The sequence below is a fragment of the Pseudomonas sp. LAMO17WK12:I10 genome (assembly GCF_900215185.1).
Lineage (GTDB): Bacteria > Pseudomonadota > Gammaproteobacteria > Pseudomonadales > Pseudomonadaceae > Aquipseudomonas > Aquipseudomonas chlororaphis.
In genome coordinates this window covers 32,920-51,914 of the sequence record NZ_OBDX01000024.1, presented here as the reverse complement: position 1 = coordinate 51,914, position 18,995 = coordinate 32,920, and the positions used below count along the sequence as shown (strand labels likewise).

At 58.3% G+C, this 18,995-nt stretch carries 15 protein-coding genes and 1 pseudogene; 5 read left to right on the top strand and 11 right to left on the bottom strand.

Translation table 11 applies throughout. The features are described 5' to 3' along the window. The first annotated feature begins 25 nt into the window (after nucleotides 1–25). Entirely contained in the window at nucleotides 26–664 is a 639-nt protein-coding gene (locus CRO75_RS23515) for a DUF2625 domain-containing protein (RefSeq protein WP_097138579.1), read from the top strand. A gap of 438 nt (nucleotides 665–1,102) precedes the next feature. On the opposite strand, the gene CRO75_RS23510 is transcribed toward CRO75_RS23515, so the two are convergent. The 4 genes from CRO75_RS23510 to CRO75_RS23495 are packed head-to-tail and all read right to left on the bottom strand — an operon-like array spanning nucleotide 1,103 to nucleotide 5,192. Continuing rightward, nucleotides 1,103–1,999, bottom strand: coding sequence for a hypothetical protein (locus CRO75_RS23510; RefSeq protein WP_097138576.1), 897 nt, complete (start codon nucleotides 1,997–1,999; stop codon nucleotides 1,103–1,105). Further along, nucleotides 1,993–3,078, bottom strand: a complete 1,086-nt coding sequence (locus tag CRO75_RS23505) for a DUF4150 domain-containing protein (protein WP_097138574.1) — start codon at nucleotides 3,076–3,078, stop codon at nucleotides 1,993–1,995. The genes CRO75_RS23510 and CRO75_RS23505 overlap by 7 nt, the downstream gene beginning before the upstream one ends. After that, on the bottom strand, nucleotides 3,068–4,099 hold the full coding sequence (locus CRO75_RS23500) for a 3-oxoacyl-ACP synthase (protein WP_143504023.1): 1,032 nt from the start codon (nucleotides 4,097–4,099) through the stop codon (nucleotides 3,068–3,070). Before CRO75_RS23500 ends, CRO75_RS23505 begins: the two co-directional genes overlap by 11 nt. Before the next feature lie 4 nt (nucleotides 4,100–4,103). Beyond that, nucleotides 4,104–5,192: a DUF2169 domain-containing protein gene (locus CRO75_RS23495; protein ID WP_097138570.1), complete on the bottom strand. Its 1,089-nt coding sequence runs from the start codon at nucleotides 5,190–5,192 to the stop codon at nucleotides 4,104–4,106. A 107-nt stretch (nucleotides 5,193–5,299) separates the two neighbouring features. On the opposite strand from CRO75_RS23495, the pseudogene CRO75_RS23490 reads away from it, so the two are divergent. Next, nucleotides 5,300–6,033 (top strand): annotated as a pseudogene (locus tag CRO75_RS23490) (IS3 family transposase); the annotation flags it as partial. A 75-nt stretch (nucleotides 6,034–6,108) separates the two neighbouring features. Here CRO75_RS23490 and CRO75_RS23485 read toward each other — a convergent pair. The 3 genes from CRO75_RS23485 to CRO75_RS23470 form a co-directional block, all read right to left on the bottom strand. After that, entirely contained in the window at nucleotides 6,109–8,523 is a 2,415-nt protein-coding gene (locus tag CRO75_RS23485) for a S8 family peptidase (protein WP_097138568.1), read from the bottom strand. 24 nt (nucleotides 8,524–8,547) lie between these two features. Further along, complete coding sequence (locus CRO75_RS23480) at nucleotides 8,548–9,531, bottom strand: ATP-binding protein (protein WP_097138566.1); 984 nt, start codon at nucleotides 9,529–9,531, stop codon at nucleotides 8,548–8,550. 1,440 nt (nucleotides 9,532–10,971) lie between these two features. Next, nucleotides 10,972–11,526, bottom strand: coding sequence for a cysteine hydrolase family protein (locus CRO75_RS23470; protein WP_009045845.1), 555 nt, complete (start codon nucleotides 11,524–11,526; stop codon nucleotides 10,972–10,974). Between the two features lie 103 nt (nucleotides 11,527–11,629). On the opposite strand from CRO75_RS23470, the gene CRO75_RS23465 reads away from it, so the two are divergent. The 3 genes from CRO75_RS23465 (at nucleotide 11,630) to CRO75_RS23455 (ending at nucleotide 14,674) form a co-directional block, all read left to right on the top strand. Then, nucleotides 11,630–12,637: a GlxA family transcriptional regulator gene (locus CRO75_RS23465; RefSeq protein WP_097138564.1), complete on the top strand. Its 1,008-nt coding sequence runs from the start codon at nucleotides 11,630–11,632 to the stop codon at nucleotides 12,635–12,637. Between the two features lie 182 nt (nucleotides 12,638–12,819). Next, nucleotides 12,820–13,929, top strand: coding sequence for a DUF3182 family protein (locus CRO75_RS23460; RefSeq protein ID WP_097138562.1), 1,110 nt, complete (start codon nucleotides 12,820–12,822; stop codon nucleotides 13,927–13,929). Continuing rightward, complete coding sequence (locus CRO75_RS23455) at nucleotides 13,919–14,674, top strand: alpha/beta fold hydrolase (RefSeq protein ID WP_062824457.1); 756 nt, start codon at nucleotides 13,919–13,921, stop codon at nucleotides 14,672–14,674. The genes CRO75_RS23460 and CRO75_RS23455 overlap by 11 nt, the downstream gene beginning before the upstream one ends. A 75-nt stretch (nucleotides 14,675–14,749) precedes the next feature. Here the strand turns inward: CRO75_RS23455 and CRO75_RS23450 are convergent, their stop codons facing one another. From CRO75_RS23450 to CRO75_RS23435, 4 genes are read right to left on the bottom strand one after another with little or no spacing between them, the layout of a single operon-like run. After that, nucleotides 14,750–15,745 carry a lysylphosphatidylglycerol synthase domain-containing protein gene (locus CRO75_RS23450; RefSeq protein ID WP_097138560.1) on the bottom strand — a complete coding sequence of 332 codons (996 nt, stop codon included), beginning with the start codon at nucleotides 15,743–15,745 and terminating at the stop codon, nucleotides 14,750–14,752. After that, nucleotides 15,732–17,033, bottom strand: a complete 1,302-nt coding sequence (clsB, locus tag CRO75_RS23445; RefSeq protein ID WP_097138558.1) for a cardiolipin synthase ClsB — start codon at nucleotides 17,031–17,033, stop codon at nucleotides 15,732–15,734. The genes CRO75_RS23450 and clsB overlap by 14 nt, the downstream gene beginning before the upstream one ends. Continuing rightward, entirely contained in the window at nucleotides 17,030–17,827 is a 798-nt protein-coding gene (locus CRO75_RS23440; RefSeq protein WP_097138556.1) for an endonuclease/exonuclease/phosphatase family protein, read from the bottom strand. The genes clsB and CRO75_RS23440 overlap by 4 nt, the downstream gene beginning before the upstream one ends. Then, nucleotides 17,824–18,750 carry a DUF72 domain-containing protein gene (locus CRO75_RS23435; RefSeq protein ID WP_097138554.1) on the bottom strand — a complete coding sequence of 309 codons (927 nt, stop codon included), beginning with the start codon at nucleotides 18,748–18,750 and terminating at the stop codon, nucleotides 17,824–17,826. Before CRO75_RS23435 ends, CRO75_RS23440 begins: the two co-directional genes overlap by 4 nt. Nucleotides 18,751–18,995: the final 245 nt, after the last annotated feature.

Genomic DNA, 18,995 nt, shown 5'->3' with positions numbered 1-18,995 from the left:
AATTCTTGCCATCAAGGATTGGCTAATGAAATGCATAGAAGATTTGGTTGAAACTAATGACCCAGCCATGATCTACATACGAGAGATGCTGGAGCAGGCCGACCGCCCCTACGACCTGCTTCCGCCCTCACCTAAGAACACCAGCGTCCTCCTACAGCTACAGGTAACGACCAAGTCAACTTTGGGCGCTATAGCATTTGAGACTGGCGGGATACTGATTGATCATGGCTGGCTTCGTATTCTTGGTTCAGGTCATCAAAAACTCACAAGAACCTTAGCGGGATGGAGCGAGGGACGGGCGCAAGGGCATCTGCTGGTAGCAGATGACGCGGCAGGTGGATGCTTTTCCATCAACGGCGGCGGCTTGGGTGATGATGTGGGAGCGGTGTACTACTGGGCGCCCGACAATCTGCGTTGGGAACCCTTGGGCATCGGTTATACGGCCTTCTTGGAATGGGCTGTGAGCAATCGTACGGCGGCCTTCTATGAGAGCCTGCGCTGGGAATCCTGGCACGATGACATTCAGCGTGTGAGCGGTGATCAGTGCGTGTCGTTCTATCCATTCCTATGGACAAAAGAGGGCTCAGTGGCAATAAGTACGCGCAGGATTGTCAGCATGGCTGAACAGTATGATTTGAACTGCACATTAGCCGGCCAATTGTAGCCGCCCGGAGTCAACGTGCTCTGGTAACGCACAGACATTTCAAAGTTGAAATGTGTAATTACCGGACGCTTACAGTTCTGGTTCGAAAACAGCTGATGGGTATGGGCGAGTTACGCGTGTAACACGGAGAAATGGGCTGACAAAGCCCGACAAGTTAATCGGAACTTCCCTAGAACTGGTGCCCACTTAAATTTAAGTGCATACCATGTCATGGCTTTGCGGGGGCTGGGTAGATGGCTTGGCCGGACGGATACGCTTCAATCGCAATTAATCCGAACCTGAAATAGCGTTGATTTAAAGTATGGCCGTTTTCGATTGCAAGTCGCTACAACTAGCGGAATCGGCAGCACTATGTTCATAGTGTTTTGACTCCCGTTTAGCCAAGCTAGCTCGATGGGCGGTATGATTTCCCACAATTAGCTCTGAAGAGTCGCTATTTCAATCTGGAATTCTGCGACTAAAGAAATAGCGATGCCCGGGAATGAAAGCCTCTAAGCGCCTGGAACGCAACAACGTCTCGACATGGGCGGACGCAGTTAGATTCGCTAGTAGATTATCTTTGTTATACCAAGATGAAAAGTTTTCTCCTGTAGTCGCCTCCAGCCATGCGCGCGCGATGGAAATTTCCTCGATGTCTTCTCCGGCCTCAATTCGTGTACGAGCCTTTTCTGCAATACTTACCAACGACAGAGGACGTCCTTCCCATACGGCCGCGCGGTCCGATTCAGCGACCAAGTCACACAGCTCGGAGTGACGGGTCATCACGCGCTCCTCAAAGCTATCGTCATTATACTCTAGGGGAATATTGAACCACTCGGGTAAGACATCCGTCCTCGGTAAGATCGGCGGGCCGTTGGCAATGTCGTCGCGCTCCTCTTCAAGCAAACGCGACAGATACATAGGTGTTGCGAAATAATGCTCTCGCTCGGTATTGAGTCGGAAGATCTTTAATACATAGGGTACACACCACAGAGCACCACTCTTACAGAGAATTTCGCTGATCCACTGCTGAGAGACGATATCCCTGCCGCTAAACAGTACCGGTGCGAAGGCTTCCATCATTTCACGAAGCGCCGAGTAAGGCGCTGCATAGGAATACAGAGCCGCACAGTCCCCCCATACGACACCATCGTCGTGCGTTCGCATAAGGTCAATAAGCCTGGTGAAATGATCGAAATCGCCCTCCAAGGCATTGGCAAGCACTGCATTAACGGCAATGCGCGGATCCTGATCATAGACAAGATCGCGCAGGTTGGGCGGCGGAGCAGAGACAAAATGAAAGCCACTTCCTCGCGAGAGAAAGAGCAAATGGTCGTAGGGTTTCCTTGCTACCATTCTTTCTCTCCAATCCCTTGGAGTTTGGTCTGAGCAACATCGACTTTAAGGCATTCCGGCGGCAAAGCGTCAGAAGGAACCAAGTTCTCCTGGCTAGTGGGGCAGCCTCCAGCGTCGAGTGGGGTCATATGGTTCACCGGCGCCTTTTTTGAGATTTTATGTCCTTTATCTCGCCATAACTTACGACACAACTGCTTTACATCGTTATCGAAGCCAAGGACATTCTCTCGCACATAGTTCTTCTTTCTCTTCTCTTCGAGGCTATCGGGAGCAAGGCTGCGGAGCGAGCGCTTCGTGTCGAAATGAGCGCCACACCTCTCTCCCTTGGGCTTGTGCAAGTTCTGACAGGGTGGCTCAATGCTCCGCGCACCAGCAACAATCTGCCGTGCGGCCTTAGCGGCGTCGAGCTGTTTCGCGGTAGCCTGTACCACAATTTCCAGCGTCGCTGGGTCTTGAGTATACGATTTACCTTCAGCTATATCTTTAGGAATGCTGTCCAGCTTTTTCTGCATGGTGGCTACACCCTTATCATAATACTCCTCCTCGGAAATCAAATCATAGGGACGGCCATTGGCGTCGACTTGGTTTGGGTGGAGGTCCCTTTCACAACATGGACACTTGCCATCTTTTATCAAGGCCTTGGTCTGGTCCTCCCCTGTTGGTGCGGTCACAGTGGTCGAGCCAGCGCTTGCATGGTTACTGGTAGTCAGATCGAGGTGCCTACAAACATTCTTGCCCTCAAAGATCACATCCAGGCACCAAGACTGGAAATAGGTCTTGCCAGTAATTTGGTGTGTCAGCACATTCATGCCCCAAGCGCGAGTAGCAGCCTCATCCCCCAAAGCCGACGGCTGATAATAGGACTGCTGAGCGAGTGCAGCAGGCTGACCGCCCAGCTTGATGGTACGAGTACCCTTCTTCAGGTCACCGGACAGGGAGGTATCAGGATATGGAACGGGAATAGGGCCGGCCGGAGGGGCTGGAGGAGACATGCAGACATCGGGAAATCGCGCAATGGATTTATTAGTGCCGCTCTTTCCTGCGATGGCCATACCACCCGCGTAAACCTTATGTCCCATCGTGCTCTCCCTTTAATACCGCGGCAGCTCGCGCGCCGAAAGGAGCGGTGGCATGAGCCAGAGCCAAAGGCCCGCATGCATAGCGTCTTACCATGGCCTGCTCTGCCCAGGCCACTTGCAACAGACCGTTCGCCGCTCCACAGTCTCCCACATAGCCCGCTGGGTGCAGTACATCCTGAGATTCACGAGTACGCGTTAGAAGGCGTGACTGGGCCAACGCAATTTCCTCGAATGCATAGGCTTCGCCGCTCACATCACTGAGGCGGAAAGAAATCTCGTGCATTTCAACATCTGCTTCCCGCAGTGCTCCACGAATGGCTTGCGCCATCCCCTGGCCCAGTAAGGGGTCGTCGTTGAATACCGTTGCTGTCTCAGTGGCAAACCCCAGCCCCTGTACGCCGATAAATGAAGGTGAAACCGGCTGGGCAGTCACCAAGGCAACACAGGCTGCTTCGCCTGGCACTATTCCGTCGCTGTTGCCATCCCGTTTCAGGCGCCTAGCATTGTCCAGCCAGTGCAAGGTGCGGACATCTATCAACGTATCAACAGCGACCACCAGACAAGCTTTTGTCACCCCCTCATCCAGCAGGCTCCTCGCATACGCAAGGGATTCGAACGCGGCCACGGCCCCGCTTGGAAAGTGTCGCGCACCTTCTCGACAGAAGGAAAAGCCCAACCGTGACTCAACTTGGGCGACGACACCTTGCAGTTCGGCACCAGGCCTTCCAGCCTCCCGTGTGCAAAGCAACAGTGGCGCATCGGAGCAAAAGACATCTGAAGGAAGTCGTTCCGGCAGACAAGCAAGGGCATGAATCATCAGCTCCGCGACCCTTTCCTTGCCACGTACCCCAGCATCCACTATTGGTACCATTGCCCCAATGATCGGCTCGGCGGAGTCGTCCTTGAATGGCGTTTCCTCGAAGCCGATCAAGCCCGCACGCATGGCAGCACAAGTACTTTCCGGTGTTAAACCAACTGCAGAAACAAGGCCAAGGCAACTGACGTTGAGGGAAGAAGCCATATCGCTAGTACCTCCTGCTCAGGGCTGCGATAGCCTCATTGAGACCCGAGTAGCGTTTCTTCGATCCATCTTCTACGTAAAGCTGCCTGCCTACCTGAACTTCCTGCAGAGCAGCCACCTTACGCGGCAGGGGAACGCTAACGCGTCCCGCCAGCACTACTCGATCCTGGCCAGGTTGGAGAGTTAATGTGTCCGCAACCAGGGTCAACAGCTCGGAGCGACTCTGAAAGCAGAAACGTATCGGAACATTCAGATTTGGTAGGTGTGCAACGAATCTGCCCCTCAAGTTCATATTCATACAGGCAAAGCTGCTACCCGGAATGAGCCTGTCGAGCTGCTGATCAGTCGGCGCTGACTGGAAGTACCTGTCATCAAAATCCTGCGGTAGGAATGGTTTCACTTGCTCCATCCAGTGCCGGTCATAGGTCCCGCAATAATTAACCCGTGGCTGCCAAGCACGCCCGACCGGGCCAAAACCGATAGGTTCTGGCTTGTCATCCCAGTAGCGCATGGGCCTGTCCAGACGTTCGATGTTCGGTAGCAGACTCCCCAGTACCGATGCCTTACCACCGTTGAGCCGAAAACCGCGCCCCACCAGATTTCGCAACTCAGAGCCTCGACGAGAGGTCGACTCATGGGATAGATCCGAACCGCCAAAGGCTCGATCCCAGCTCAACGGCATCAATACGAATGGAATCGGCTCCGAGGCTAAGATTTCTTGCAACAGGCCACCTACCCAGACTCTGTCCCCACTTATTCGGGCACGCTTCATCAAACCTGGCCCAGCGACCGCCACGTCAAGCACCTTCACTCCACTCTGACTAGGATCCACAGCATAGCCATCGATCAAGACATCCGCCCTCGGCTTCACTGGGGAGAAGTCACTCTCATAGCGCAACGCGGTGCAGCTTGGATCTTCCCAATGCTGGTCGACATAAACCAAGGGGAGTTGCTGCTCGGCTGGCCGGCAATAGCCATCGGGGGCTACATCAAAAGTCGCTTTCAAGACCACAACGCAGTGCCTTTGGCCACGCTTGTCTGCGTGGACGAAGACTTCGGCAGGGTAGGGAGTACTATTTGAGGAGATATACATGATTGACCGTCCCTAGGCCGTAACGAGCAAGCTTCCCATCCAAAAAGGATTGACTGTTCTGGAGAATTGTCCAGGCCACCTATCAAAAAATGGACCAGGTTCCGCCTCGCGTATGGGACGCCAATATGCAGTGCTATGGCGCGGAAGGTCTGGAAGCAGCTCCGGCGAGAAGGCATCGGAGCAGCCAAATGCATGGTGGAGCGGTTGATGCGCCGAGCTGGATTGCAGGGTATAAGGCGTGGCCAGGTCGTGCGGACAACGCTGGCCGGCGACAAGTCGGCCTGTCCGCTGGATCGTGTCCAGCGCCAATTCCATGCCAACCGCCCGAACCAGTTGTGGGTGTCGGACTTCACCTACGTGTCGACCTGGCAGGGCTGGCTGTACGTGGCCTTTGTGATTGACGTGTTTGCGCGACGGATCGTCGGCTGGCGAGTCAGTACCAGCATGAAGACCGACTTCGTACTGGATGCCCTGGAGCAAGTCCTGTATGCCCGGCAGCCGCATCGCACGGGTGCCCTGATTCATCACAGCGACCGTGGTAGCCCAGTACGTTTCTATTCGCTACACCGAACGGCTAGCTGAGGTCGGTATCGAGCCCTCGGTGGGTAGCAAGGGCGACAGCTACGACAACGCCTTGGCCGAAACCATCAACGGCCTGTACAAGGCCGAACTGATTTACCGCCAGTCGTGGAAGAGCCGCGAAGCTGTAGAAATGGCGACTTTGAAATGGGTGCACTGGTACAACCACCAGCGCCTGTTGGGATCTATCGGCTATATCCCGCCTGCGGAGGCTGAGGCAAACTTCCACCAGCAACAAACAGGTCAGGCCATGGCGGCCTGACTTAAATGAAACGGCCTCCACAAAAGCCGGGGCGATTCACCTCGACATCAGTACAAGCCTCACTCCACGACGCAATTATAGCGCTGCCCGCTGTCTCGCCTCCTCGCGTGCTTGAACCTGAATTGCAAGGGTGGCCTGGATCTCGGTATACAGCTGAGCCTGTTCGTTGTCACGGTCAGCCACAGTCACCACCAGAGCATACGGCTCTTTGTCCAACACATCTGGGTGGTTCCACTCACGGTCTTGGCGGATCACCACCACGTACCACTTTTCAGCAGGATTACGCTGCTTAAAGGTCCACTTCGATGATTGCACCGTGCCCCGGCTTCTCAGCTGAGCGGAGATGTCACGGTTTGGCGCGGCATCATCATTGCGCGTATCGGCTTCATCCTGCTTGTCCTTGTTGAAGAAGGTCTGAACCTCATCCAACGAATTGCCTTTAACCAGCCGATAGCTGATCTGGGTCGCAAGGTAATCCAGCCGGGTGGTTCTGACGGCAGGCGAGTAGGCAAGCGTGATGCTCAACTCTCTGAGCCCCCTCGTCTTGCGAAGATACGAGACCGGAAGAGGTAGCTCGTAGAACTGGCAAGTATCTTTCTCAATAGCCTCCTCGCACATCAACACCACGCAATGATCGGAGGATCGGAACAGGTCGCTCTCGCTTACCTGGCCGTAACCGCCCACATCGCGGGATATTTCACGGTTGTACGTGGCCTTGTTGGCTTTGTAGGCCTTCCTCATCTCGTCGGGGAACGTGGTTTCGACATCACTAGACAGTGAGGCATGGTTGACCAGCATCGCCCGCAAAAGGTTGGCCGACGCGTCGGGGTACTCGTTCAGAAGCCGCCCTGCCAAGTGGGTGATGTAGGGCGCAGAGAAGCTAGTGCCGCTGATCTCTTTGAACAGCGTGCTGCCTTGGAACTGGTGGTTCATCGTCAGAACGCCCAACCCCCGCATGTCGGCCTTCCACTGATTGTTCGGAAGGTGCATTGGACAGGCCAGGTTCCCACCAGGAGCCACCAGCTCCGGTTTCAAAGCGCCTTTGACCGATGGGCCATGCCGGGTGAACGGCGACGGCTGATTTTCAGACGCGGGGGTCAACTGATGAATCTCAGGGTAACGCTGGCTGTCATAGGTGGCGTCATGGCGTGCAACGCTTCCCACAGTGAGCACATTCAGTGCAGGTGCCGGGTCAATAATGACGCTGCGCTCATGCAGTAGATACTCAGGGTATTCCTCTCGCCAGCTGTTCAGAGGAACTGTCGGCTCCTCGGATCCGACAAAGTTACCGGTCGACACGACAAATAGGACGTTATGCTTGCGGGCAAGCACGTCCAGGATATAGGCCAGACCTCGAATGTGAGTACCGTCGTAGGGTGCGTTGGAATTGCCCAACGAAAGGTTGAACACCCTGCAGCCCAGTCCGACAAAATGCTCCACGGCCTCAGTCAGAGTCGCTTCCACTGTATGTTCGTCGTACACGGCATTGCTGGTAACTGGGCACCTGCGCATCACCTTACCGTTGTATAGCCAGAACTCGGGCCGCCAGAAATTGCTTCGATCACAGGCTTCCACATCTCCGTACAGTGCAATGCCCGCCACAGCGGTACCGTGGCCGGCCTCGTCGAATGCGTCCTGATCTGCGACAAATGACTGGCTCTCAGCAATGGCCGACTTGAGCAAGGGATGGTTGGTGTTGATGCCGCTGTCGAGGATGCAAATCCGTGCCGCATCTTGGGCGGGCATCGGAATGTTCCCCGGCAGTTCAGCAATGTCACGGTTCAACTGGGGATAGGAGATGCCTGTCTGCGGAATGAGATCCACCAAGCGTACATCGCTATGATCCAGCAGCATTTGTGCTTGGGCTTCGCTCACCTCGACGCGGTACATGACCAGGCTGTCGTAATTAAGCTTGTGGATCGTCGTGATGCCGGCCTCTGCAAGCCACTTCTCAAAAGCGGCGCAAAGACGGATACGCGTGGGATGGTTGGCCACGTGGTGTGGCCAGAGCTCAACATCCAGCTTGAATGTATCGGTACCTGGCAGACCGATATGCCGCAGCGCCCAGCTTTTGCGATCCTCCGCAGACCAGGCATCGATTCCCTCGATTGCTTCCAGGATCTGCTTATAGCTAACGCTTTGGCCGAGCACACCCAGTTTGTTCAGGTGATCCTGGAACATGGCCAAACCGGCCTCGGTTGCAAACACGACACACACCTGCCGACCTTCTTGGCTGATGAACTCCAGACCATGTTTTTGGAGATTCTCGAAGGTCATCGCACCGTCGTACTGGAGCTTGAACACAAAGGGTGAGTTTTCAGCGGATTTGTGCTGCCGGCGGGCAGCCCCTGCAGCCGTGGCAAAGTAGCCATTCAATTTCTGACCATGACCGCGCAAGTCATCACGTTTTGTAAACTTGGGCGGATTTTTCGTCCGCCGAGGGTTATTAAGGTTCTCGCGCTCGAAGCTCAGGTGTTTGTAAGTTGCCAATTCATCGTCCTTGATTGCAGCAGGTTAGTGTTTTCGAAGCCCCTCTCGCACCAGCGCGCCACGTAGCTCTTTGACGGTGAGGAACTCTTGGTTTCTGAGTATCATACGTTTAACCGCGCGCCGAATAACACGCTCGACGTCTGCACCGCTTTTACCTTGAAACTCTTTTAGAAGTTCTGGCTCATCCAGTTCGAACTGCCGACGAATGCCACGTAGCTTGAGTTTCAACAATTCCATCAGCTGTTTCTGATCCGGCAATGGGAACTCAATAGCGTCATCAAACCGACGCCAAATTGCTGAATCAAGAATGCTCTCGTGGTTGGTTGCCGCCAGAATAAGACTTTGCCCGTCGTAGGCATCCATCATTTGCAGTACGGCGTTAACTACGCGGCGTAGTTCGCCATGCTCCCCACTATCGCCACGTTCTTTGCCAATAGCATCGAACTCGTCAAACAGCACGACCAGTTGATGCTTGGCGATGAAATCGAAAACCTTTCGCAGGTTAGCGGCGGTTTCACCGAGGAAAGAGGAGACAAGCGCGTCGAGACGAACGATTGCCAGCGGGCGATCAAGTTCGAAAGCGATAACCTCAGCAGCAAGCGTCTTACCGCAACCTGGCGGGCCAAAGAAAATCACCTTGCCAGATGGCTTCATGCCATAACTGCGTAGCACCTCCGCTCGACGGTGCTCCTCCAGCATTTCTTCGATCATCGCGGCACTGCTCTCGGGAAGAATGATTTCCTCAAGCGATCGCTTTGGTGGCCTGATATCGAGCAGCGGTAGTCCCCGCTCTTTATCGACAGGGATGTCGACAGTGAACTGCGGCTTACGGGCAGATTGAACATGCATATCCCCGCCATAGAGAATCTGCTCTAAGTCATTTGCCAGTAGGTGATGTTGCTTTTGGCGTTCTTCTTCAATGATGGCTTCCGAAGCACGTCGAAATGCCGCTTGATCACCGAGTGTCCCAGCCTTGAAGAGTTGCCTGAGTATTTTTCCATTAGCCATTTGATATGCCCTGCAATAAGGTTGTTTCTCAGAGTCGTCAACTCGTGAAACCAATTCTTGCCCTAAGCAGTACAACTAACAGGCTGAATCAATGAGAGCTAACATATAAAGGACTCCATTCCTTTGTCATACCCATATCGAGTCAATAAAACTCGAACATTAAGATGACTTCAGAGTATCGCCAGTGGTGGGTTTTTGTCCAGTGTTTTTAAAGAGCTTTTCCGACTTTTTTGCTCAAGTCGACGAGTGGTGAAGCCCACTCGTACGAGGGGTTGAGCCGGTCCACCTCATCAAAAAAAGCAACGCAAGAATCTACTCGGACACTACAAAGCCGTAATATAAATTTATGTATTTCGAAAGCGTGCCTGACTATGATTTCACGACCAATAAAAACAAAAAACAATAGATAGCTGGCATGCAAAAAATAACAAGCCGTGCACTTCTCGAGCTTATAAGCGCGCAGGCACACTTAAAATATCCTAACTTTCAGATAAAATCCTAAAGTCTGAATCGCCCCTGGTTTCCTAAATACTCTCCAAGCTCAGAAAATAGCATTTCTCATATTCTACTGGTGACAGCTGCATAGCACTGCTGTGTCGGCGTTTAAGGTTGACCGCTTCGATCTTGAATTCTTCGAGGTAACGCTGGCGACTCATCGCATCTTCTATTTTGGCCTCATTATGAGGTTTGGAGGTGTCTACGAAACTAGGGACAACTCATAGAGCCCGGAGGGATTCGGTGCAAGTTAACGCCTACAAATCTAGGCATAATGCGAGAAATGATGCTCCAATGCCTAGAATTCTAGGCGTTAAATATTCTTAAGCGTATGAAGTTCATACACCCTCCGAACCACCTATTGCGTTCGGGCTCAATTGTGACCTTGACTAGGCTCTGCGGGCCTGGCGTCTGGCGTCAATCGGCCTTTTTAGTCCTTGACCTTTATTTTGTCTCAGCGAAGAATGTAGCGTACTTGCTAGCAGGCTCTTGAGAACCTGCTGTCATGGTAGGTTGCTGGCCTACTCAAACAAACAGCCACCCACCTTCATACAGCGAAACCACTCATTGGGATCAGTCCCATGGGGGCAGGTCCACTTTTCAAGGAGACCTGCTTCATTGAATATCCCACTTGTTAACCTCATGGTCGATACGCCTCAAACGCAAGATGAGGTGTAAACGAACACGTGTGAATGACTCGATTTATTTACAAAAAAACGCACAGAAATACGGTGTTTTTACCTACTGTGTTGTTTTATAAGGATAAATCTAGATATTTACCGTTTTGAGGTATGCATATCCATTTTAAGAGAAGCCTCTCGGCAACGGCATGAAAAAGGCCCGTAGCGCGCAAACGCTACGGGCCTTTTGCTTTCTATCGCGAATTCAGTGTTGGAAACCTTCAGTTCGTCCCAGAGGCTCCAGCAAAGAATGAGCCGATAAGAATCAGCGGCTACCCGCCAGAAACTCATCGGTGGACACCACGCTGGCGTAGGCGAATCCCAGGGACGACATGAATGCAGCGTGGACTTGGGCCGCCGGCACCACCACACCATTGAATTCGAGGTCGCGGGTGGCACAGGCATCATGGATCACTGTGACGCCATAGCCCAGGTCAGCGGCAGCGCGGGTGACGCCGTCGATGCACATATGGCTCATGCTGCCGACCACCACCAGTTGTTCGATGCCGTGCTGGTCAAGAATGGCCTTGAGCTCGGTTTCGCGGAACGAGTTGACGAAGTGCTTGAGCACCACCGGCTCGTCGGCGCGGTTGCTGACCTTAGGATGCAGTTGCGCGCCGCTGGAGCCGGGGGTGAAGAACGGCGCGCTGTCAGAGGTGAATTCATGGCGGATGTGCACCACCTGCTGGCCGCTGTCGCGGAAGGCCTGGATCAGCCGCGCGGCGTTGTCGGCGGCGGCTTCGGCGCCGACCAGGGGCCACTTGCCGTTGGGGAAGTAGTCGTTCTGGATATCGACTACGATGAGCGCTTGCTTGGCCATGGGTGTTTCCTCTGAAGTAGTGGTTGGCTGTGGAGTCCAGTATTGGCTCCGGCAGGCCGGTCGAGGATTGGCCGCACCGACAATAGCAGGGGGAAAACTGACAATGGGTATGGAAAGCGCAGTGGCCGAACTGGGCGTGCTGATCTATCCCGGCGCACAGATGGCCGCGGTGCATGGCTTGACTGACCTGTTCGAGGTCGCCAACCGCATTGCCGCCGAACAGCGCAGCACACAGTTGCCGTTGCTGCGCATCAGCCACTGGCAGGCCCAGGCCGACCAGGCGCCCGTACGGGTGTACGACAGTCGCCCGGGTGCTGACGGTCCACTGCTGGCGGTGCTGATCCCACCCTCGATGGCCGGTTTTTCCCAGGCGCAGGCACCGCAGGCGCTGATCCAATGGCTGCGCCAGCAGCATGCCAATGGCGCGACCCTGGGCGGGGTCTGTGTCGGTTCGATCCTGCTGGCCGAAAGTGGCCTGCTCGACGGCCGCAGAGCCACCACTCACTGGACCTCGGCGAAGCGGTTCGCCGAGCGCTACCCGAACATCCGCCTGAACGCCGACAAGCCGATTGTCGACGACGGCGACCTGATCACCACCGCCGGCCTGATGGCCTGGTCCGAGCTGGGGCTGCGCATGGTCGACCGCCTGCTGGGCCCGAGCATCGCCAGCGGCACCGCGCGTTTCCTGGTGATCGAACACAGCGACAGCGCCAGCCAGTGCGGCAGTAACTTCGCGCCGATCCTCGGCCATGGCGACGCGGCGATCCTCAAGGTGCAGCACTGGCTGCAGGCCAATGGCGCGGTGGACGTTTCCCTCGCCGTCATGGCGCAGCAGGCCGGGCTGGAGGAGCGCACCTTCCTGCGGCGCTTCCGGGCCGCCACCGGGCTCAAGCCCACTGAATATTGCCAGCACTTGCGGGTGGGCAAGGCGCGGGAAATGCTCGAGTTCACCAACGGCACCATCGACCATATCGCCTGGACGGTCGGTTACCAGGACCCGGGGGCGTTCCGCGCCACCTTCAAGAAGATCACCGGGCTGGCGCCCAGCGAGTATCGCGCGCGTTTCGGCGTGACCCCGCCGGCATCGCTGGCGCGGGCCGGGCAGGGCTGACCCCGCGGGTCGTGCAAAATACCGGGCGTCGTGGGCCGATCGTGCAAAATAAAACAGGCGCAATGCCAGCAGCGATGGCCTGGAGCGCTTATTCCATGGGGGCATTCGACTTCTCCCTGGCCTTGGCGTGATCCCTGCACCCTGTCTTGTACATTCATCACGCCGATGACGAAGGGGGACGCATGACCCCGACGCAACGCAAGAAGCTGGTGGTCGCCCACTCGGTCCATCCGGGGGCCTCGCAGCATGTCGTGGAGACCAATCGCGCGCTGGCCCGCTGGCTGGCGCAGATCCTCGGGTTGCAGTTCGCCGGTGACTACGACCCGCTCGTGCATGGCCAGGACGAGCTGTACCTGTTGCCGACGCAGACCATCGTCGGCCCCGCCGCGGCCCGGCAATTGCGGCTCAAGGGGCCGGACGACCTGTGGGGCGGGTATGTCGAGCATGACTTTATCTGCACCAAGGCCATTACCCATGGTCTGTTGAACAGGAACGCCGTGGCCCCGCCGGGCTGGGCGCCGCTGTTCTCCCAGCGGGTGCGCAATGTGGTGCTGGACGGCCTGAGCGTGTTTTCCCTGAATGACGCCCGGCCAGCGGCCAGTCATTTGCTTTACAGCGGGCCGATCCGCATGAAACCGATCCATGCCTGCGCCGGTCGCGGCCAGCAGGTGATCGAGAACCTGGATCGCTTCGACGAGATGCTGGCGCAACCGGACGTCGCCCGGCAGTTCAATGAAGGCGTGGTCCTGGAGCAGGATCTGCAACAGGTGGCCACCTACAGCGTCGGCCAGTCCTTTATCGGCGGCCACGTCCTCAGTTACTGCGGCCAGCAGTACCTGACCGAAGACTGCGACGGCGAGCAGGTCTATGGCGGTTCCGAGCTGTTGGTGGTGCAGGGTGGCTACCCTGAGTTGCTGGCGCTGCAACTGCCGCAGGACGTGCGCCTGGCGGTGCAGCAGGCGCGGGTTTTTGATGCCGCCGCCGATGAGGCTTATCCACGGTTTTTCGCCTCCCGGCGCAACTACGACATCGCCCAGGGCCTGGACGCCGAAGGCCGGCAGCGCAGCGGCGTACTCGAGCAATCGTGGCGCATGGGCGGTGCCAGCAGCGCCGAAGTGGCGGCTTTGCAGGCCTTTATCGATCATCCGGAGATGCGCGCGATTCGTGTGTCCGCGGTGGAAACCTATGTCGACCGGCCCCTGCCGGCCGATGCCATCGAGGTCTATCGCGGGCCCGCGGAGCGCAGTGACTTTCTTCTCAAATATGTAACGGTCCAATCCTATGACGGCTAGAAGCGAAAGCATTCAAATCGACATCGATGACGAGCAGATGCGCGGGACTTTCCTCAGCCCCAAGTCGAAAGTCCCCGGCGTACTGTTTGTCCACGGCTGGGGTGGGAGCCAGGAGCGCGACCTGGAGCGCGCCCGCGGCATCGCCGGGCTGGGTTGCGTGTGCCTGACCTTCGACCTGCGGGGCCATGCCGGCAGCGGCATCCCGCTGAACCGGGTGACCCGCGAAGACAACCTGCGCGACCTGTTGGCGGCCTATGACCGCCTGCTGGCCCATCCGGCCCTCGACACCTCGGCGATTGCGGTGGTGGGCACCAGTTATGGCGGCTACCTGGCGAGCATCCTGACCTCGCTGCGACCGGTGCGCTGGCTGGCGCTGCGGGTCCCGGCGCTGTATCGCGACGAAGCCTGGAACAGCCCCAAGCGCGACCTGGACAAGGCCGACCTGCTGGATTACCGCAGCAGCCTGGTGCGCGCCGACAGCAACCGGGCGCTGCATGCCTGTTCGACGTTCACCGGGGATGTGCTGCTGGTGGAATCGGAAAACGACGAGCATGTGCCCCATGCCACGTTCATGAGCTACCGCGCGGCCTGCCAGCAGACCCATTCCATGACCCATCGGATCATCGACGGCGCCGACCATGCCCTGAGCGATCCTGTGTCGCAGCAGGCCTACACCTCGATCCTGGTGGACTGGATCACGGAAATGGTGGTGGGAGAACGCTTGAGCATCATTCAGTCGCGATAGTCGCAAGCGCTGGTTGAAGGCGTTGCTCGAATAGGCGCGCAAGCTCGCTCCTGGAGAGGAGCGCACGCGATAGCCTCAACTGCTTTTGCGCGGCTTTTTCTCCACGCGCAACGCCTTGGCCCTGGCCTCCACCACCAGGTACATCAGCAACGCGATCAGCAGCGGCAGGATGAAGTAGATCGCCCGGTAGGCGATCAACCCGGCCAGCAGGCTGCCGCGGGACACCTCATGTTGCAGCAGGGCGATAAACACCGCCTCCAACACCCCGAGCCCCGCCGGAATATGGGTGATGACCCCGGCGATGCTGCTGATCAGCAGCGCCCCGAGCACCACCGGGTAATCAAGCTTGCTGGGCAGCAGGGTAAAGATCACCGCTGCCATCAGCGACCAGTTGAGTGCGCCCAGGGCCAGTTGCAGCAGGGCCATGTGCAACGAGGGCAAGTTGATCTCGACCCCGTGTATCGACCACTCGCGCCGTCGGGAAAACCGACAGGCCGCCAGGTAACCCACGCCCAGCACCAGCAGCAGGACGCCCACGCCCTGCAACGCGTCGTTGCTGAGTTTCCAGCCGGGCGGCAACGTCATCAGGCCGCTGGCGAATACCGTGCCGGCCAGGGCCATGTAGCCGAACCAGTTGGTGGCCAGGCTCAGGCCGAGGATCTTGGCGATATTGCCGGTGCTCACCCCGAGCCTGGAGTACAGCCGGTAGCGCATGGCGATCCCGCCGACCCAGGCGCTGAGGTTGAGGTTGAAGGCGTAGCTGATGAACCCCACCGGCAGGATCTGCTGCCAGCCGAGGTTCTGCCGGATATAGGTGCGACCGACCAGGTCGAAGCAGGCATAGACCAGGAAACTGGCCAGGGTCAGGCCCGCGGCGATGACCAGGGTGCGCTCCTTGAAGTCGGCCAGGGTGGCGAGCACTTCGCTCCAGTCGATGCGCCGGGCCAGCAGGGTGAACAGCACGATCAACAGCAGGAAGAAGGCGATGGTCAGCGGTTTCTTCAGGCGTTGCCAGCGCGACCGGGAGTGCGACGCGGCGGGCGTCGAGCCATGGGCGTCAGTGCGGCTCATGGGGCGACTCCCGCGGGGTGGCGGCCTGGCCGAAGGGCTTCAATTGCGGTTTGTGGGCGGGTAGCCAACCGGCCCAGGCCGGGAAGTGACGCAGGATGTGAAACACCAGGAAGCCCACGGTCAGGCGCCACAAGCGGCCACGCCCGGAGCCCTTGGCCGGCATGGCCTGGCAGTGGTCACGACTGAGCCGGTCGAGGCGCTCGAACAGGTCGCGATTGAACGCCCGGTCGCGGATCAGCACATTGGCTTCCAGGTTCAGCGACAGGCTCAGCGGGTCGAGATTGCTCGAGCCCACGGTGCTCCAGTCGTCGTCCACCAGCGCTACCTTGCCGTGCAGTGGCCGTTCGCAATATTCGTAGATGGTCACGCCGTCCTTGAGCAGGTAGTCGTAGAGCATGCGTGCCGCCAGCCTGGCCACCAGCATGTCCGGCTCGCCCTGCAGGATCAGTCGCACCTTGACGCCACGGCGCGCGGCGTTGCGGATCTCGCGCAGCAGCCGATAGCCGGGGAAGAAGTAGGCATTGGCGATCACCACCCGCTGGCGGGCCCCGCGCAATACCTGGCGGTAGACTTCTTCGATATCGCTGTGGTGCTGGCGGTTGTCGCGGTAGACCAGGCGCACCTGGCCGTCATGGTCGCTCAGGGCCAGTTCCGCGCGGCGCTGCCGGCGGCGTTGCCACCAGTAGCGGGCGCGGGCCGGGCGGTCGCCTTGCAGCAGGGCGAAATGGTGGATATCCACCACCGCCGGCCCCTGGATCTCTACCGAGTAATCCTGTTTGGCCTGGGGGCCGAAATCGGCCAGATGGTCGGCGGAGAAGTTGATCCCGCCGACAAAGGCGATGGCGCCGTCGACCACCACGATCTTGCGATGCAGGCGGCGGAACCAGTTGGTGCGCACCCCGAAAATCGGCTGCGCCGGGTCGAATATCTGCAAACGCACCCCGGCGTTGCTCATGGCGGCAAGGAACTCGGTGCTCAAATCGCCGCAACCGAAGCCGTCCAGGCTGACGATGACATGCACGCCACGCTGTGCGGCCTCGATCAGGATACGGTGCAGCTCGTGGCCGACCTTGTCCTCGAAGAGGATGAAGGTCTCCAGCAGGATCTCGTTCTGCGCCTGGCGCAGCACTTCGAACACCCGGGGGAAATACGCTTCGCCATTCTCCAGCAGCACCACCCGGTTGTTGCTGTGCCAACCGTATTCGAGGTCCATCCGTAGCGGCTCGTGGGCCAGTTCCGCGCCAGGCTGGTGGTCCACCGTGGTTTTTTCCAGGGGCATGTCGTTCATAACTCGACCTCGACCGACAGCGGTGCGTGATCGGAGAGATGGGACCAGGGATGGGTGTCCAGGACCTGGGGGCGGTGGATTTTCAGGTGACGTACGTAGATCCGGTCCAGCCGCAGCAGCGGCAGGCGCGCGGGGAAGCTGCGCGCCGGTTTGCCGTGCTGGCTGACAAAGGCCTCCTGCAAGCCACTGGGGGCGAGCTGTGCATCGGCGCGCAGCCGCCAGTCGTTGAAGTCGCCGGCGACGATCAAGGGCGCATCGACGGGAAGCTCGGCGATCAGTTGCAGCAGCAGATCCAGCTGTTGCTGCCGGTGGCTTTCGCGCAACCCCAGATGCACGCAAATGGCATGCACTTCCAGGCCGTCGCCGGGCAGGCGCAGCACGCAATGCAACAGGCCGCGGCTCTCGTGCCCGGACAGGGAGATGTCGAGGTTGTCGTAGCGAATGATCTGGAATTTCGAGAGCAACGCATTGCCGTGGTCGCCGGCCGGGTACACCGCATTGCGTCCATAGGCGAACTGCGGCCAGATGCTGTCGGCGAGGAATTCGTACTGCGGCATGCTCGGCCAATTGTTGTAGCGCTGCGGGTGCTGGTCGTGGGCGCCGTGCACCTCCTGCAGGAACACCACGTCGGCGGCCACGCTGCGCACCGCCTCGCGCAGCTCGGGCAGGATGAAGCGCCGGTTCAGGGCGGTGAACCCCTTGTGGGTATTTACCGTCAGCACCGTGAAGCGGCGCGCGGCGGCGAGCCCGATCGCGGGTGGTATCGGGTTGTTGGCCGACTCGTCATGGCTCATGGCAGCACCCCGGGCGCGGCAGGCTCGCCGGGTGCCGTCGCCAGTGTCTTGTCGAGCCCGAAGCGCTGCAGCAGCCGACGGGCGTCGAAGGGCGCGCGGACCTTGAGGTCATTGTCGAAATAACAGAACACCTCCCGGCTCTTGCGCGCCCTGGGTGGGTGCCGGGCGTCGATCAGCCGGGCATCGGCAGGCTGCTTGCCGCTGTGCCAGGCCTCGATCCGGTCACCCCAGCGCTTCAGGGCCTGGGGCGTATAGCCGCTGGCGTACAGCTCCTTGTCGCCGTGCAGCCGCAGGTAGACGAAATCGCCGGTCAGGTCCTCGCAATAGGGCCACTTACCGGCGGTGTCGGCCACCACCAGTGCCACGCCGTGCTGGCGCAGCAGATGGGTGAATTCGGGCACGGCAAAGCTTGCGTGGCGAATTTCCACGGCATGGCGCATGGCTTTTTTGCCATAGGCCTTGGTGCTGGCGTGGCCGTTGAGGCGTGGTTCGTGCTGGCGGGCGAGGGCGGCGGCCTGTTCGGTATCGGCGGGCAATTGCTGAAGAAAGGCGCCGAACAATTCGGCGTCGAACCGAAAGCTTGGCGGAAACTGCCACAGGATCGGCCCGAGCTTGTTCTTGAGCTCCAGCACGCCCGAGGCGAAGAAGTTGGCGATCGGCTTGTGCACATCCCGCAGCCGCAGGATATGGGTGATGTAGCGTGGCGCCTTGACGCTGAACACGAAATCCTTGGGCGTATCGGCATACCAGTCGGCATAACGCTCGGGGGTCTGCAGCGCGTAGAACGAACCGTTGATTTCGATGCTGTTGACGGCGCGCGAAGCGAATTGCAGCTCGCGCCTCTGCGTCAGCCCCTCGGGGTAGAAATCTCCACGCCAGGGCTTGTAGCGCCAGCCGGAAATACCGATATGAATCGCCGCCATGTCCGCTCCCGTCTTGGGGCCTTCGAACCACCTCTGTCTTTTGATGACTGCCCGGCTGACGGGAAAGTTTCGACCTTCCTACGGACGGTGTTTTCCAGCCTGTAGCCGCGGGCTGGCGGGCAATGGGCTGCCCGACGGTGGCAAACCCTGCGCCGGGCAGTCGCTGACGCCAGCCCCGCCAGGCGCCACCCTTTGCGACCGGGCATAAAAAAACGCAGCCGGCCAGGGCTGCGCTTTTCTGGTTG